This window comes from Microbacterium sp. CH-015, from assembly GCF_049707015.1.
GTDB lineage: Bacteria > Actinomycetota > Actinomycetes > Actinomycetales > Microbacteriaceae > Microbacterium > Microbacterium aurum.
The window spans coordinates 15,645-28,673 of the sequence record NZ_JBNAFJ010000006.1; the positions used below are offsets into that span (position 1 = coordinate 15,645).

The window sequence follows — 13,029 nt, forward strand, 5'->3', positions numbered from 1 at the left end:
TCGCGATGCCGCTCCCAGATGAACCTTTCGACTCGTGGGTAGAGTTCATGGCCCACAGCTATGGGGCGACTGTCGGCGAGATGGCTCGAGCGCTCGGACTGATCGGGAGCGACGAGGTTCCCGCCGCTGGATCCCAGTCCTCACGGGCGTGGTCCACCGCGCTCGAACCCCAGCAACTGCGCAATCTCGAGCTGACGACCGGCCGGTCGGGTGACGAGTTCCGTGCGATGACCCGCACCATGTTCGCCGCGAACGCCATCCGCCTCACGCCTCAGGGACGCATCAGCGCGTCCTGTCCGGCCACGGGAGTTGCCGCCCGTTACTGCCCCGAGTGTCTCGCCGACTCGGGAGGCCGCTGGCGCCTTTCTTGGCAGTTCCCGTTCGGGTTCGCCTGCCCACGCCACAGGCGTCTCCTCGTCGACAGGTGCCCGGGATGCGCCCAGCCTCCCCGGCTCCTCGCGCATCCCCTCACGCTCGTTCCGGAACCCGGGCACTGTCACAACAGACCGCCGACCGAATCGCCAGCGTTTGGCGCGCGTTGCGGCGCCGACCTCACCACGAGCGAGGAGTTTGTGGCGGCGGACACCGAGACTCGCGAGGCGCAACGTGCGATCCTGAGGGTCATCGCCACCGGCGTCGGCGAGTTCGGCATCTACGCCGACGGTCGACCGAGCACCGTCCAGGTGCTGTCCGACATGCTGCTGCTGTCACGAGCGGCACGACAGGCGCTCGTCGACGGAGAGCACTTCGAGTGGATGCCTGCGGGTCAGGTTGACGTGAGCCTGATCGCGTCTCACAACCGCACCGGCAAGGTGGATCTGCGGCCAGGCGCTGCCCGAGAAGTTGCTCTCGGCAACACGATCGCCTTCGTGGCGCTACAGTCAGGCGCCCGGATCACTGACCTGCTGCGCGGACGCGTCAGCGTCCACACCGCGCTCGACCATTACTCCCCGCCACTGCGCGATCACGTGAGCCGTGCGCTCGGACGAATGAGGCGTCCTACTGCGACCCTTCAGGCGGTGACGATGTCGGTGGTGGATCCGGCCGCGCGAGCCGCAAAGCTCCCCGCCGTCCTGTGGCCCGAATGGACCTCACGCCTCGCACCGCGGCGCCTGGATGCGGAGATCGCCGGCGGTGCGCTGGCGGCGGCCGTGGTCTTCGTGGGCACCCGCCTCACTCACGGCTCGGCCATCACGCTCCTCGATCCCGCAGCTCAGGGACGCCAGGTCAGCCACGTCATGCGGTCTCTCGGCCGCAACGGACCCGAGGCCGACACTATCCGCGCGATCGCTCGGCTTGTCGCGTTCCTCGATGAGACCTCGACGCCGATCGACTTCGCACGCCGGCGGGTCATCGACTACTCCGGCATCCTGCCCCGCGACGAGTGGCACGAGATCTGCCGGACGGCGAACGTCCTGCCCGGTGGGGATCGGCGATGGCAGACCGCCCGTGCGCATCTCTACGCCCTACTCAGCGGCAATCGCGTGGCGCGGGCGCCCTTCGCTCAAGAGGCTGGCTTCCCTGCGTTTGCCGAAGTTCGCTCGTTCCGTGACGGACTGCCCGAGGTCGTGTCCCGTGCGCTCATGGATACCGCGGCCGCGTTCCTGAAGGCCTTTCGCGTCGACGAGCCCGTGGCATGGATGCCGCACCTCGAGCTCGCCGGTGTGGTCGCGGATGCCCCCATGTCAAGTGGGAACGAATGGCCGCAAGCTCGCCCGGCACGCGCCGTGGTGAAGCCGACCCGCGCGGTCGCGGCGTACTCCGCGGGGCAGTCGGTGAGAGAGATCGCCTTCGAACACGGGGTCGCCCGTCAGACCGTCAGCCGAGTGCTCGAGGAGGTCGGAGTCAAGATTCGCATCGGTCGACGGAGGGCTAACATCGATGTGGAGTGGCTGCGGCGCCGCTACATCGACGAGCGCCGCACCATCCCTGAGATAGCCGCGGAGGTGGGCGTGACGATGACCACGATCAACCGCCACCTCGAGGCCGCTGGGATCCCGCGCCGAGCCCGCGGCAGCGCGAGCCGAGCGACCGCGATCCGGGTTGACCCACGCGCCGGCGACTCGCCGCTACTGCGCCGGATCCTCGTCGGACAGGACGCCACACAGCGCGCCGAACGATTCCTCATCGTCGCCCGCCACGACACGATGACGGCAGCCGCGACCGAGCTCGGAGTGACGCTGAGCATCCTCGCGAACCAGATGAGGCGCATCGGGGTGGACGCCGGCGGCCCGCTGATCCAGCGTGCGTTTCGAGGTCAGCCCCTCACCCTCACCGAGCTCGGCGTGGAGGCACACAACGAGTTGTCGCGCGCCTTCGGCCTCAGCGAAGTCGAAGATCCGGCGCGTGCGGCGGAAGGATCTCAGTGAGCTCGACGTCGAGGGCCTGCGACATCGCGAGCAGAGTGCGGATCGTCGGGTTCGCCGGCGTGCCCGGCTTCGACTCGCCCTTCTCGTACTTCTGGTACGTGTAGCGCGTCAGCCCCGAACGGTAGGCGACGTCCTCCTGGCTGAGACCCGCTTCGGCGCGTAGTCGCCGGAGGTTCGCGGCCAGCTGGCCGGCATAGTCGCTCCACGCAGCGTCCTCGGATCCGGTGCGCTTCGCCACCGGTCCAGCGTTCCTGTGATCGCGTGTCGGTATGGCCTAATCGGTATGGCCTCTAGTTCTAGGGTGACGAGTGGATCGCCATTGCCAGGAATCGAGGGGTGAAGAACTGCGCGATCGTCTGCCAACGATTCGTGATCCGATCACGCGCTCAACTTTTCTAGCGAGCGGCGAGGGGAACTCCCCGATGTCGGACATATGAGGGATCGTGGTGACTATGAGTTGATCAGGATCGCGAGGAAACGCCATGACCGGTAGCGACGAGCCCGATGGTTCATCCTCCGATGGCGTTCCCGCTCTCAGGGAATGGGCAGCGGATCAAGCCTGGTTGGCCGACGCGGATCGTGATCGAGCCGAGGAAAGAGTCGACCGGCTCGCCGGAGACCGCGATCTTGCGGCCGCCCTTTGCGCCGAGGGATATCGCGGCCGAAACTACGATCTCTTCGCGAACGAGATCGCTAAGTACGGCTGGGCCGTCATCCGTGGCTGGATCTACAAGAGTCAGATCCGCAGCGAGGTGAAGCGCAAAGGCTTCGGAGCACTGGAAGCCGAGCCTCGCATCGGGTCGATGATCGAAGACGCCGAGAGCTTGGCCGATGAGACGGTTGTCCTGGCGCTCAGCGCGTTCCGGGACAAGGTGCTCGTCCCTGGCAAAGTGGGACCCCGCCAAAGGTGCGTCCCTGCGCACATTCTTTGTGGGCCAGTGCCTGCTGCAGTTCAGCAACGTCTACAAACGTTGGCGTCGAGAAGAGCTGCGTTCGTATGCGGAGCCGCAGGCTCCGCGTACGGCGGCCTGGGCTGACGACTTCGAGGAGAGCCCGTCGACGCCGGTAGGTCCTGATGCAAGCGAAGCGGCGCAGGCGAAGGACGAGTTACGACGCGCGTTCGGGAGCATCAAGGATGAGCGTGTCCGCTCAGCGTTTTACCTGAGCGTGACGCATGGGTTCACGCACGCCGAGATTGGCGAGAAGCTGGGCATGACCGCGAAAGCGGTGGAGTCGGCGATCGCGCGAGCACGCCAGCAAGTACGAGAGAACCGGGAGTCCGCATGAGCAATGAGTTTCGGGGCAAGATCGAGCGCTCGTCCTTTGGCACCCAGAGCGCGAAGGCGGCGCGACGCAGCGTGCCGGCCAGCAAGGCGCAGTCGCTGGTTTCGAGATCGATGACGGCCAACGCGACGACGAAGAAGTCGAGCGGGCGCGAGGGGAAGTAACCGGCGGCGGACATATACCGAGATGTCGGGATCACAACTGAATAGAGCCGCCCCGCGGTAACGGGACGGCTCACAAGCCCTGAGAGCGTCAGGTCTCATCCAGAGCACTGACTGTACCGGAGTTGGCAGCCGCAGACTAGCGGCGCTCCGTCTCAGAGCACCCGGCTCAATCAGTGAAGGAGTTCCCATGGGAACCGTTCGTCGCTCCGCATCCACCGGTCGTTTCGTCTCCAAGGCCGCCGCGGCCCGCTGGCCCGGAAAGACCACCACCGAACGTGTCGGGTCCGGCACGAGCAACTCAACAACGGTGCACCGCTCCGCGTCGACGGGCCGGTTCGTGACCGAATCGACCGCCAACCGCAACCCGAGCGGCACGATCAGCCAGCGCGTCTGACTGTGACACGAGAGCCTGCACGTGCACGCGTGCAGGCTCTCGCCGTGTACGGCGAGAATCGACCGGCGACGACACGGTTGGGCCCGAGTTGGTAATTCATACCAGTCCCCACGTTCGCTAGCTACGGACGCGCTGCGACGCGGCACCGGCCTCTGAGGCGACGCTCTTGAGGAAGTGCTTCGCTTCGCGTCGAAGCGCGGTCTGGAAGCCTGGCTCGCGCCACACGTCGAGGGCATGCTGGGCGGCGCTGGCGAAAGCGGTCGCGAAGGCGCTTCGCGGGGTTGCGTCGATGAGTGCCATGGTTTCACCTCCTCCCAAAAGTCGTGGGTGCCGGCAAGGACCACGCTGGGTCGGCAGTCGGCCGCGTGACTTCGAGTTCGGACCGCCCAGCACGCGCGACCGAGAACGCAAAGTCGATCAGAATATGCCCGCCGGCCGGTCAGGTCAAGAAGCGGCGAGGCATCAGCCTGCGACTGGGTGTTGACGGTGCGTGCGTGCAGCCCATATCCTGATCAACTTTGCTTCGCGCCGACCTGTCTTCGACACCGACCGCGCGGCTCAAGGAATCAACGGGCGATAACTCAACTCGAAGGGAGGTGAACTCATGGGGAAGTACAACCGCGACCAGAACTGCTGGTCTCGTGGGGAGGTGAGCGACGCCCGTCTGCACCAGCACTCCGGACCCCAGCACGCTTTCGGCGGCTGGGAGAAGGTCAGCAACGGGGACGGCTCGTACTGGATGCGCCAGACGCACTAGTGGCCCCGCGTGTCCCGCTCGCTCGACGGCTCGGCGTCAGCGAGCGGGACACGTTCGCACTCTGCTTCGCAAGCAGTGGCCGACTCAATAGCATCAGACCGCGGGAACGAAAGGGCGCAGGGTGGAGAACCAAGATGAAGTAGTCGAACGCGACTCGGCCGGCGACCCAGTTGACGTGGCGCGCAAGGCTTACGGATCGGACTGGGTAGGGATTGACGGACGAGCCATGCGTGCACGTCGGGACGCCCAGCGTCGGCGGGCGAAGGAAGCAGTCGCTCAAGAGCGAGAGCGTCGCGAGCGTGAAGAGGCGGAGATCCTCGCGATGTCAGTCGACGATGTCCCGGTCTCGGTCAATCCCGCTCCACACAATTCCGCACCGGCTCCGCGCGCTCCGCAGCAGCGCGCGCGACCGACGGCATTGGTCGAGCGGCTCCACATCGAGAACCTCCGGTCGTTCTCAGGGGCTCACGACGTTGAGCTGGCGCCGCTCACCCTCATCTACGGGCCGAACTCCGCTGGGAAATCGACCGTCCTCAAGGCACTCAAGCTTCTGATGCAGACCGTCGACGCAGGACGGACTGATGCTCTTCGTGCCTGGGACAAGGCCTTCGAGGAGGCAAGCGCGCGCAACCTGATTACCTACACCGAGCCCGATCCCGAGGATCCGAGTGGGTTCCAGTGGCAGTCGCCGCTCGTCCTGGGTGTTGAATTCCGGACCCGGGACGGGCGTCTCGCTGCGGCGGAACTCAGCTACGACCTCAACCCCGTCGGGTCGATCGATATGCACTCCACCGCCCTGGCGGTGATCGGGGAGGGTCAGGCCTCCCGCAAGCGATTCATCCCGGAGGACTTCGCGGATGACCGCGACCCTTTCCACCCATCTGATTTCGGCAACGGCCTTCTCACGCGCTATCGCGTCGGCGAGAGCCGCGGAGGGTCCGACTGGGTAGAAGAGTCACGACTTGTGGATGCCGAGCTGTTCGCACACGAGGACCGGAAGCTGCAGTCTGATCTATTCGAGATGGCGTTCCTGCTTCGCTACTGCGGGCCTCACCGTGGCGAGCCGGGCAAGAGCTACGATCCGGAGCGAGGTGTCTACAACTCGGACTGGTTTGAGTTCTTCGGCAAGCCTCGGCGCGCCGGATTCAGTGAGTTCGACCTCTTGAACCAGATGCTCGCTCAGCTCGAGGTGCCGTATGTCTTCGAACAGGACGCACTTGCACGACTTCGGAGCCCGATCCAGCAGACGTGGATCATGAAGGACGTCCGCTCTGGCGCGCCAGTGGCATTGGATCAGGTTGGCTATGGAGTGAGCCAGCTACTGCCGGTCGTTGACGTAGCCGTCCATGCCGAGAGGCAGGTCATCTGTGTCGAGGAGCCCGAGTTGCACCTCCACCCTCGCCTTCAAGCGAGGCTCGGGAACTTGTTCGCCACGGCTGTAGTTCGCGGGCGCAACCAGGTGATCGTCGAGACCCACTCGGAGAACATCCTTCTCCGTGTTCGAAGGCTGATTCGCAACGGGAAGTTGCGTCCTGAAGAAGTCGCAGTCCTATACGTGGACAACGTGGATGAAGCTGGTGCATCGGTTCGCCGCCTGCGGCTTGGAGATCGTGGCGAATTGCTCGATCCTTGGCCGACGGGATTCTTCGACGATGGTCTCGCGGACATCCTCGGGATCACGAAGTGAGTCCATCAGCAGAGGCGCTGATCCCGATGAGCGTCGACCCCGATGCCCTCCGCGACCACCCCCGAGACTCGGACGAGGCCGTGCACAATACGCTCGTGGACTGGATATCGGATCGTGGCGTTCTCACGATCTCAGACAGCGACCTCGATGACTTCTACGACGCGATCAAAGGGCTGAGCGACCTTCCCAAGACGCTCTGGGTCAAGTTGCTGGGCGCGTTGTATGACCTGAACCGGCTAGACCAGGATCCCGACGCTCTATCGGTAGCAAGCCTTTTGAACGAGCTCGGTCTAAGCGATGCCGCGAACAGGATCCGTCTCCTGGTAGCAGGGGGCACGGCTGCGGCCGCGAAGGGCGTCGATTACGCGGTGGGGTCCCGTGTCGTTGGTGCCACGGAGGTGGTCTTGGCGGGCACCCTTCATCGGGCTGCTCTACTTCAGGCCTCGGAGACGGTAGGCATCTTCCCTGCCGGCCAGTCCCGCAGGCGCGCCGTTGCGAGCCGCTTTCTCGAACCGCTTGCACGGCGATCCCACGCGGTTAAGGCAGTTGACCCCCACCTGCTTGAGGACATCGTGAACGGGAGTGCAACTATCCCCCACACGGAGTGGCTTGTGACGACATTGGGGATGGCGATGCCTCCGAACGCGACATTGTCAGTGCTTGGGAAGTTGCAGTGGCACTGGGATAGCGACGAGAGAATCCATCAAGAGGCAAGGATTGCCGACTTTCTCGCCACGGCTCTGAGCGGGCGCACCGATCCACTAACAGTTCATGTGCGAGCAGTTAAGGCGACGCCCCTCAAGAATCGATTCCTTTGGTTCAGCTGTGGCCACTCGTACGACGTGCTGCACAACTTTGCCCCGCTGGCGGATGATCCCCTCAATGAAGAACTGCGGTTCTCGAGGCAGATCGATTATGTAGCCGAGGAGACCCTCAGGACAGCGGAGCGAATTGAGAACGCGAGGCAGGCAACGATGGTGAGCGTTACGAGGTCGTTCCCGTGATGCAGATCGTCCAAGCCACGAAGACGTCCGCCGACCCTTGGATCGATTCCGCGACGCTCGCCATCGTGGTCGCCGTAATTGCGCTGTTGGGTGTCTTGGTAGCGCAAACGATCACACTCATCAATGAGCGAGCCAAGCGGCGCGACGAGTTGACCAGGGCTGTCCGGGACGAAGTGCAGGGGCTGATGATGGCTTTCTACGACTGGGTCGAGTTTGCTCGACACACGTACCCCGGGAAGCGCATCGACACGCAATGCGAGCCCTTCGAGGAACAGTGGGCAACGGTTTCGCCGGCGCTGCCTGCGACGGCCGCACGGATGGCGGGCAGGGGGCGACACCGGACGATCGTGCTCACGCTAATCGATGGCATCACGATCCAGTCGACTGCGTACCGCGAGGGCGAGAGCATCGGCAGTACACCGCAAGCCGGATACACGCAGATGGGTTGGGCTGCGTTCGACACCGTCGCCGCTTGGCTGCGAGGCGAGCGCGTCCCTAGGCACGCACGGCGAACAGCACGCGAGGCGCAACGAATGCGAGAACGACTCGACGCGGAGTACATGTGGCGCGAGAGGGAGATGGACTCGAACCACAAATCGGGGGTCGTGCGTGTAGCGCTTCGCAAGGGCCGGTGGTGGCTGAAGGCCAGATACCGGGCGATCGCTAAGCCCATCAGGACAGGGTGGGACTTTCTGTTCGCCCCGTAGCAGCCGCGTGTGCCGGCCCGCACTTGATCCACGCCGCGCGACCGAGGCGCTGGATGGACAAGTCGTTGGGCGCTGAGGCTCCGCCGCCGTGGACATCTTGCCGAGTCAGCCTGCGCAATGGCGCGACTGTAATGGACATCTCTGAGCGGTTCCTACAGGTAGGTGGGTGTAGGGGTTTTTCTGAGATGTCCATTTCGCGGGTGAAATGTCCACGCGATGTCCATCTGGACATTTCAGGGAGACTCGCGGCTCAAGGCGTGAGTGCACGGCCTACGGATTAGTACAGTTGCTGATGTATAGTCACCGTATGCTGACTATTGCTGATCGACTCGATGTGATGAATCGGCTCGGCCGGGCTATGGCCGACCCGACCCGCTCTCGCATCCTCCTGACCCTGCTGGCCGGCCCGAGCTATCCCGCGGTGCTGTCTCGCGATCTGGGGCTGTCCCGGTCGAACGTGTCGAACCATCTGACGTGTTTGCGTGGGTGCGGGATCGTGGTGGCCGAGCCGGAGGGCCGGCAGACCCGCTACGAGGTCGCGGACCCGCACCTGGCTCGTGCTCTGACGGCGCTGGTGGACGTGACGCTCGCGGTCGACGAGAGCGTGCCGTGCATGGACCCCGACTGTGGCGTTGAGGGCTGCGTGGCGGGGGAGGTGCGGGCGTGAGCGCGGTCACGGGTTCGCAGGTCGAGCACGTCGACCTCGATGACGATGATGACGATGACGATGACCGGCCGTGGTATCGGAGTCCCAGCGTTCTGATCCCGATTGCCTCCGGTGTCGCGTTCGGTGCCGGTCTGGTGTGCGAGTGGACCGGCGCGGAGACCGCGGGCCTGGTGCTGTTCTGGATCGGTCTGCTGCTGGGCGCGTACACGTTCGTGCCGGGCGCGCTGCGCAAGCTGTTCACGAAGGGCAAGCTCGGCATCGGCCTGCTGATGACAATCAGCGCCACCGGCGCGGTGATCCTCGGCTATGTCGAGGAGGCCGCCGCGCTGGCGTTCCTGTACTCCATCGCGGAGGCGCTGGAAGACAAGGCGATGGACCGCGCCCGTGCCGGGTTGCGGGCGCTGTTGAAGCTCGTGCCCGACACCGCACTCGTCAAGCGCGGCGACGCCACGGCCGAGGTCGAGGCGAAGGAGCTGCGCGTCGGCGACGTGCTCGTGGTCCGGCCGGGTGAAAGGATCGCGACTGATGGCATCGTGCGCGCCGGGCGGAGCAGCCTGGACACATCCGCGATCACGGGCGAGTCGATCCCCGTCGAGGTCGAACCCGGCACCGACGTCTCGGCCGGGTCGATCAACACCACCGGCGTCCTCGAGGTCGAGGCCACCGCCGCCGGCACTGACAACTCACTGACCACCATCGTCGAGCTGGTCGAGCAGGCCCAAGCTGAGAAGGGCGACCGTGCCCGCCTGGCCGACCGGATCGCCCGCCCCCTCGTGCCCGGCGTGATGATCCTCGCCGTGCTGGTAGGCGTGCTCGGTTCGCTGCTGAGCGGCAACCCCGAGCTGTGGATCACCCGTGCCCTGGTGGTGCTGGTCGCAGCCTCGCCCTGCGCCCTCGCGATCGCCGTCCCCGTCACCGTCGTATCCGCAATTGGCGCCGCGTCGAAGTTCGGTGTGGTCGTGAAGTCCGGGGCCGCGTTCGAGCGATTCGGTGGCATCCGTCACCTCGCCGTCGACAAAACCGGCACCCTCACCCGCAACGAGCCCACCGTCACGCGCGTCGTCACCACCGGCGCGACCGAGACTGAGGTTCTCGCGTGGGCGGCGAGCGTGGAAGGTCACAGCACACACCCCCTGGCCGCAGCGATCACCAACGCGGTTCCCGACGCCCAGGACGCCGCAGACGTCACTGAGACCGCCGGGCACGGCATCGTCGGCACCCTCGACGGTGCCCGTCTCGCGGTCGGGAGCCCGCGGTGGCTGGACGCCGGCACACTGGCGGTCGACGTGGAGGCGATGGAGTCCGAGGGGATGACCGTCGTCATCGTCCACCGCAACGACCAGCCGGCTGGCGCAATCGGGGTGCGGGACGAGCTGCGGCCCGAGGTTCCCGAGGTCATCGCCACGCTGAACCGCCGCGGCATCGGCGTGACGATGCTCACCGGCGACAACGCCCGCACCGCCGCAGCGCTGGCCGCCCAGGCCGGTATCAGCGACGTGCGCGCCGAACTGCGCCCCGAGGACAAGGCCACCGCCGTCGCGGAACTGTCGAAGTCACAGCCCACGGCCATGATCGGAGACGGCATCAACGACGCCCCCGCGCTGGCGGCCGCCGATCTGGGGATCGCGATGGGAGCCAAGGGCGCGGACGCTGCGATCGAGTCCGCCGACGTCGCGTTCACCGGCCACGACCTGCGCCTCATCCCGCAGGCCCTCGCTCATGCCCGCCGCGGCCGCAGCATCATCAACCAGAACGTGGCGCTGTCCATCGCGATCATCGCGGTCCTGCTGCCGCTGGCGATTACCGGCATCCTGGGCCTTGCCGCCGTGGTGCTCGTGCACGAGGTCGCGGAGGTCATCGTCATCCTCAACGGCCTCCGCGCAGCGCGGCGCACGAAGGCATGACCGGCCCCGTTGACGGTTCCGCTCTCACCCCGACCCGGGCGGACGCCGTGGAACTGAGCAACCGGAGTCCGGCAGCGGCACGAGGCCGGCTCGGCAGATTCCTGCTCGCGAGCGTTGTCGCAGCCGGTGCCATGCTGATCGACCAAGGCACCAAAGCCCTCGCCCTCGCCCAGCTCAGCGAACACGACCGCATCCCGCTCCTAGGTGACTGGCTCGGCCTGCAGCTCGCGTTCAACCCCGGCACAGTGATGTCTCTCGGATCCGGTTCGACCTGGCTGCTCACCCTCATCGCGGCCGCAGCATCTGTGGTTCTGCTCATCGCCGCCACACGCGCCTGCACCGCGGGGTGGGCGGTCGCGATCGGGCTGCTGTGGGGAGGCGCGGTCGGCAACCTCCTGGACCGACTCTTCGCCCCACCCGGATTCGGCCGCGGCCACGTCACCGACTTCCTCGCCTACGGCAACCTATTCATCGGCAACCTCGCCGACGTCATCCTCGGTGTCGGCGTTGCGCTCGGGCTTCTGCTCTACCTCTCCAAGCCGAGGGCAGAAGGCTGAGTCATCAGCTCAACGAGAGCAGATCGACCTCGAAAGACATCTCGCTGCATGCTCGCGGCGGATCATCGAGGACATTTCGCTTGTCAACTCCCCGTCCTCCTGCTCCGCGGATGGACATCTCTGAGCGGTCCCTACACTGCCCACTGATTTCTGTCGTGTGTGCTGGTTCCGTCGCACGCCGACGAGGCAACAGCATGTGGATATGCACGCGCAGCGGTGGGGGTGCTCATGCGTCGTCGGGGGGCGGGTTCGTGTGGTCGTGACGGGTCTGTTCACGGTGTCGTCCGTGGCCTCCGTGTCCGCGGTGGCTGAACAGGTGCAGCAGGGCGATCACGATGATGCCGGCGTAGGGGGCGGCCGCAGCGAGGTGGGTCCAGTGGTCGATGATCAGGTAGAGGACGATCCCGGCGACGGCCAGCGCGATGATCACCCAGATCCACACGCGTCCAGCGCGGGGGGCACGGGGCGGCCCGGCGTTCGGGGAGGTCATGACCGCTCCGGGGCGAGGAAGTCCTGCCTCATGCCGAGGGTCGCGTCGGTGAGCCGGATGGAGGCGGCGGGGTCGGTGACGGTGCCGGTGAGGGCGCGGATCGCGTCGACGGTCTCGGGGATGACGATCGCCTCGTTGCACACCTGGTAGGTGAGGTACGCCTCGTCGCCGTCGACGGTGACGAGGTCTTCCCAGACCGCGACCTCCCACATGTCCCCGCGGGGCCGGCCGAGGTCGCGCATCAGCTCGACCGTGGAGTTGAGGGCGACCAGCCCGTCGGACATCCGGATGAACGCGATCCGGGGTGCGGCGCGCAGTGCGTCGAGGACCTCGTCGCGGGATGCGCGGCGGGTCAGCTGCAGGGTCCAGTAGTGGTTATGGGTCTGGGTGTGTGCGCCCTTGGCGGCGATGGTGACCACGTCCAGGTCGGGGAGCACGGTCTTCGCGTCGGGGCCCTGGTGGGAGGGGATGACCGGTTCGGGGACCATCGTGTTCATGATGCCGCCCAGGTGCGATTCCCACGGGTCGGTGGCGCGGCGGATGAGGACCCCGCGGGCGCGCAGCAGCAGCCCGGCGTTTTCGAGCGCGCCGAGGACGCGGACGATGCTGGTGGTGTTGCAGGACACCACCCGGGTCAGGTCCCGGCCGAGCGCGGTGGCGTAGTTGGCCTGGGCGACGAAGGAGTGCCCGGTGGTCGAGTGCGCTTCCCCTCCCTGCACGATCACCTTTACTCCCGCCGCCTGGTAGCGGGGCAGGTTTCCGGCGGCGACGTGCTTGGGGGTCGTATCGACGATCACGTCGCTCTGCGCGAGGAGATCGTCGAGGGTTCCCTCGGGGCGGATGCCGGTGTCCACCATGCCGCTGTGCGCGTCGGGGGTGGCGGCGAATACGGGCAGCCGCGGGACGGCGGATTGTATTCGCCAGTCGGTGACGATGTCCGCGACGCCCACCAGGTGCATGTCGGGTTGGGCGTGGACGGCGTCGGCGACCCTCTTGCCGATCACTCCGTACCCGTTGACGCCGACTCTGATCCTGTCCATCTTCG

Annotated in this window: 16 protein-coding genes and 1 pseudogene; 13 read left to right on the forward strand and 4 right to left on the reverse strand. The window is 66.1% G+C overall.

What is annotated here, in order from left to right; genetic code table 11:
• Positions 1–5: 5 nt before the first annotated feature.
• Both ACPYN4_RS10105 and ACPYN4_RS10110 read left to right on the forward strand, forming a co-directional pair.
• Positions 6–404: pseudogene (locus ACPYN4_RS10105) on the forward strand (TniQ family protein); the annotation flags it as partial.
• A 168-nt stretch (positions 405–572) separates the two neighbouring features.
• On the forward strand, positions 573–2,369 hold the full coding sequence (locus ACPYN4_RS10110; RefSeq protein WP_424446369.1) for a LysR family transcriptional regulator: 1,797 nt from the start codon (positions 573–575) through the stop codon (positions 2,367–2,369).
• On the opposite strand, the gene ACPYN4_RS10115 is transcribed toward ACPYN4_RS10110, so the two are convergent.
• Positions 2,323–2,607, reverse strand: a complete 285-nt coding sequence (locus ACPYN4_RS10115) for a helix-turn-helix transcriptional regulator (protein ID WP_315551889.1) — start codon at positions 2,605–2,607, stop codon at positions 2,323–2,325. The two genes, ACPYN4_RS10110 and ACPYN4_RS10115, sit on opposite strands and share 47 nt — an antisense overlap.
• Positions 2,608–2,851: 244 nt before the next feature.
• Between ACPYN4_RS10115 and ACPYN4_RS10120 the strand changes: the two genes are divergently transcribed.
• The 4 genes from ACPYN4_RS10120 to ACPYN4_RS10135 all read left to right on the forward strand — a co-directional run bounded on the left by ACPYN4_RS10120 (position 2,852) and on the right by ACPYN4_RS10135 (position 4,211).
• Positions 2,852–3,406: a hypothetical protein gene (locus ACPYN4_RS10120; protein ID WP_424446290.1), complete on the forward strand. Its 555-nt coding sequence runs from the start codon at positions 2,852–2,854 to the stop codon at positions 3,404–3,406.
• 130 nt (positions 3,407–3,536) lie between these two features.
• The gene (locus tag ACPYN4_RS10125) at positions 3,537–3,656 is read left to right on the forward strand and encodes a sigma factor-like helix-turn-helix DNA-binding protein (protein WP_424446291.1); all 120 of its coding nucleotides are present in this window, start codon (positions 3,537–3,539) and stop codon (positions 3,654–3,656) included.
• Entirely contained in the window at positions 3,653–3,817 is a 165-nt protein-coding gene (locus ACPYN4_RS10130; protein WP_315551882.1) for a hypothetical protein, read from the forward strand. Before ACPYN4_RS10125 ends, ACPYN4_RS10130 begins: the two co-directional genes overlap by 4 nt.
• A 187-nt stretch (positions 3,818–4,004) precedes the next feature.
• Positions 4,005–4,211, forward strand: a complete 207-nt coding sequence (locus ACPYN4_RS10135) for an ABC transporter ATP-binding protein (protein ID WP_300591229.1) — start codon at positions 4,005–4,007, stop codon at positions 4,209–4,211.
• 117 nt (positions 4,212–4,328) lie between these two features.
• Here ACPYN4_RS10135 and ACPYN4_RS10140 read toward each other — a convergent pair whose 3' ends face one another.
• Positions 4,329–4,511, reverse strand: coding sequence for a hypothetical protein (locus ACPYN4_RS10140; RefSeq protein WP_300591230.1), 183 nt, complete (start codon positions 4,509–4,511; stop codon positions 4,329–4,331).
• A 304-nt stretch (positions 4,512–4,815) separates the two neighbouring features.
• Between ACPYN4_RS10140 and ACPYN4_RS10145 the strand changes: the two genes are divergently transcribed.
• From ACPYN4_RS10145 to ACPYN4_RS10175, 7 genes are all read left to right on the forward strand, one after another.
• A complete protein-coding gene (locus ACPYN4_RS10145; protein WP_300591231.1) occupies positions 4,816–4,968 on the forward strand; it encodes a hypothetical protein in 153 nt (50 codons plus the stop codon).
• 121 nt (positions 4,969–5,089) lie between these two features.
• Positions 5,090–6,655 carry an AAA family ATPase gene (locus ACPYN4_RS10150; protein WP_315551879.1) on the forward strand — a complete coding sequence of 522 codons (1,566 nt, stop codon included), beginning with the start codon at positions 5,090–5,092 and terminating at the stop codon, positions 6,653–6,655.
• Positions 6,656–6,681: 26 nt separating this feature from the next.
• Positions 6,682–7,659 (forward strand): hypothetical protein, encoded by a 978-nt coding sequence (locus ACPYN4_RS10155; protein WP_315551878.1) that lies wholly within the window; start codon positions 6,682–6,684, stop codon positions 7,657–7,659.
• Positions 7,656–8,366 (forward strand): hypothetical protein, encoded by a 711-nt coding sequence (locus ACPYN4_RS10160; protein ID WP_315551877.1) that lies wholly within the window; start codon positions 7,656–7,658, stop codon positions 8,364–8,366. The genes ACPYN4_RS10155 and ACPYN4_RS10160 overlap by 4 nt, the downstream gene beginning before the upstream one ends.
• Before the next feature lie 307 nt (positions 8,367–8,673).
• Positions 8,674–9,033: a Cd(II)/Pb(II)-sensing metalloregulatory transcriptional regulator CmtR gene (gene cmtR, locus ACPYN4_RS10165; protein ID WP_229935213.1), complete on the forward strand. Its 360-nt coding sequence runs from the start codon at positions 8,674–8,676 to the stop codon at positions 9,031–9,033.
• Positions 9,030–10,937 (forward strand): heavy metal translocating P-type ATPase, encoded by a 1,908-nt coding sequence (locus ACPYN4_RS10170; RefSeq protein WP_424446292.1) that lies wholly within the window; start codon positions 9,030–9,032, stop codon positions 10,935–10,937. Before cmtR ends, ACPYN4_RS10170 begins: the two co-directional genes overlap by 4 nt.
• A 131-nt stretch (positions 10,938–11,068) precedes the next feature.
• Positions 11,069–11,494 (forward strand): signal peptidase II, encoded by a 426-nt coding sequence (locus ACPYN4_RS10175; protein ID WP_229935211.1) that lies wholly within the window; start codon positions 11,069–11,071, stop codon positions 11,492–11,494.
• Positions 11,495–11,720: 226 nt separating this feature from the next.
• On the opposite strand, the gene ACPYN4_RS10180 is transcribed toward ACPYN4_RS10175, so the two are convergent.
• Positions 11,721–11,984: a DUF2933 domain-containing protein gene (locus ACPYN4_RS10180; RefSeq protein ID WP_424446293.1), complete on the reverse strand. Its 264-nt coding sequence runs from the start codon at positions 11,982–11,984 to the stop codon at positions 11,721–11,723.
• A complete protein-coding gene (locus ACPYN4_RS10185) occupies positions 11,981–13,024 on the reverse strand; it encodes a type II glyceraldehyde-3-phosphate dehydrogenase (RefSeq protein WP_005049566.1) in 1,044 nt (347 codons plus the stop codon). The genes ACPYN4_RS10180 and ACPYN4_RS10185 overlap by 4 nt, the downstream gene beginning before the upstream one ends.
• Positions 13,025–13,029: the final 5 nt, after the last annotated feature.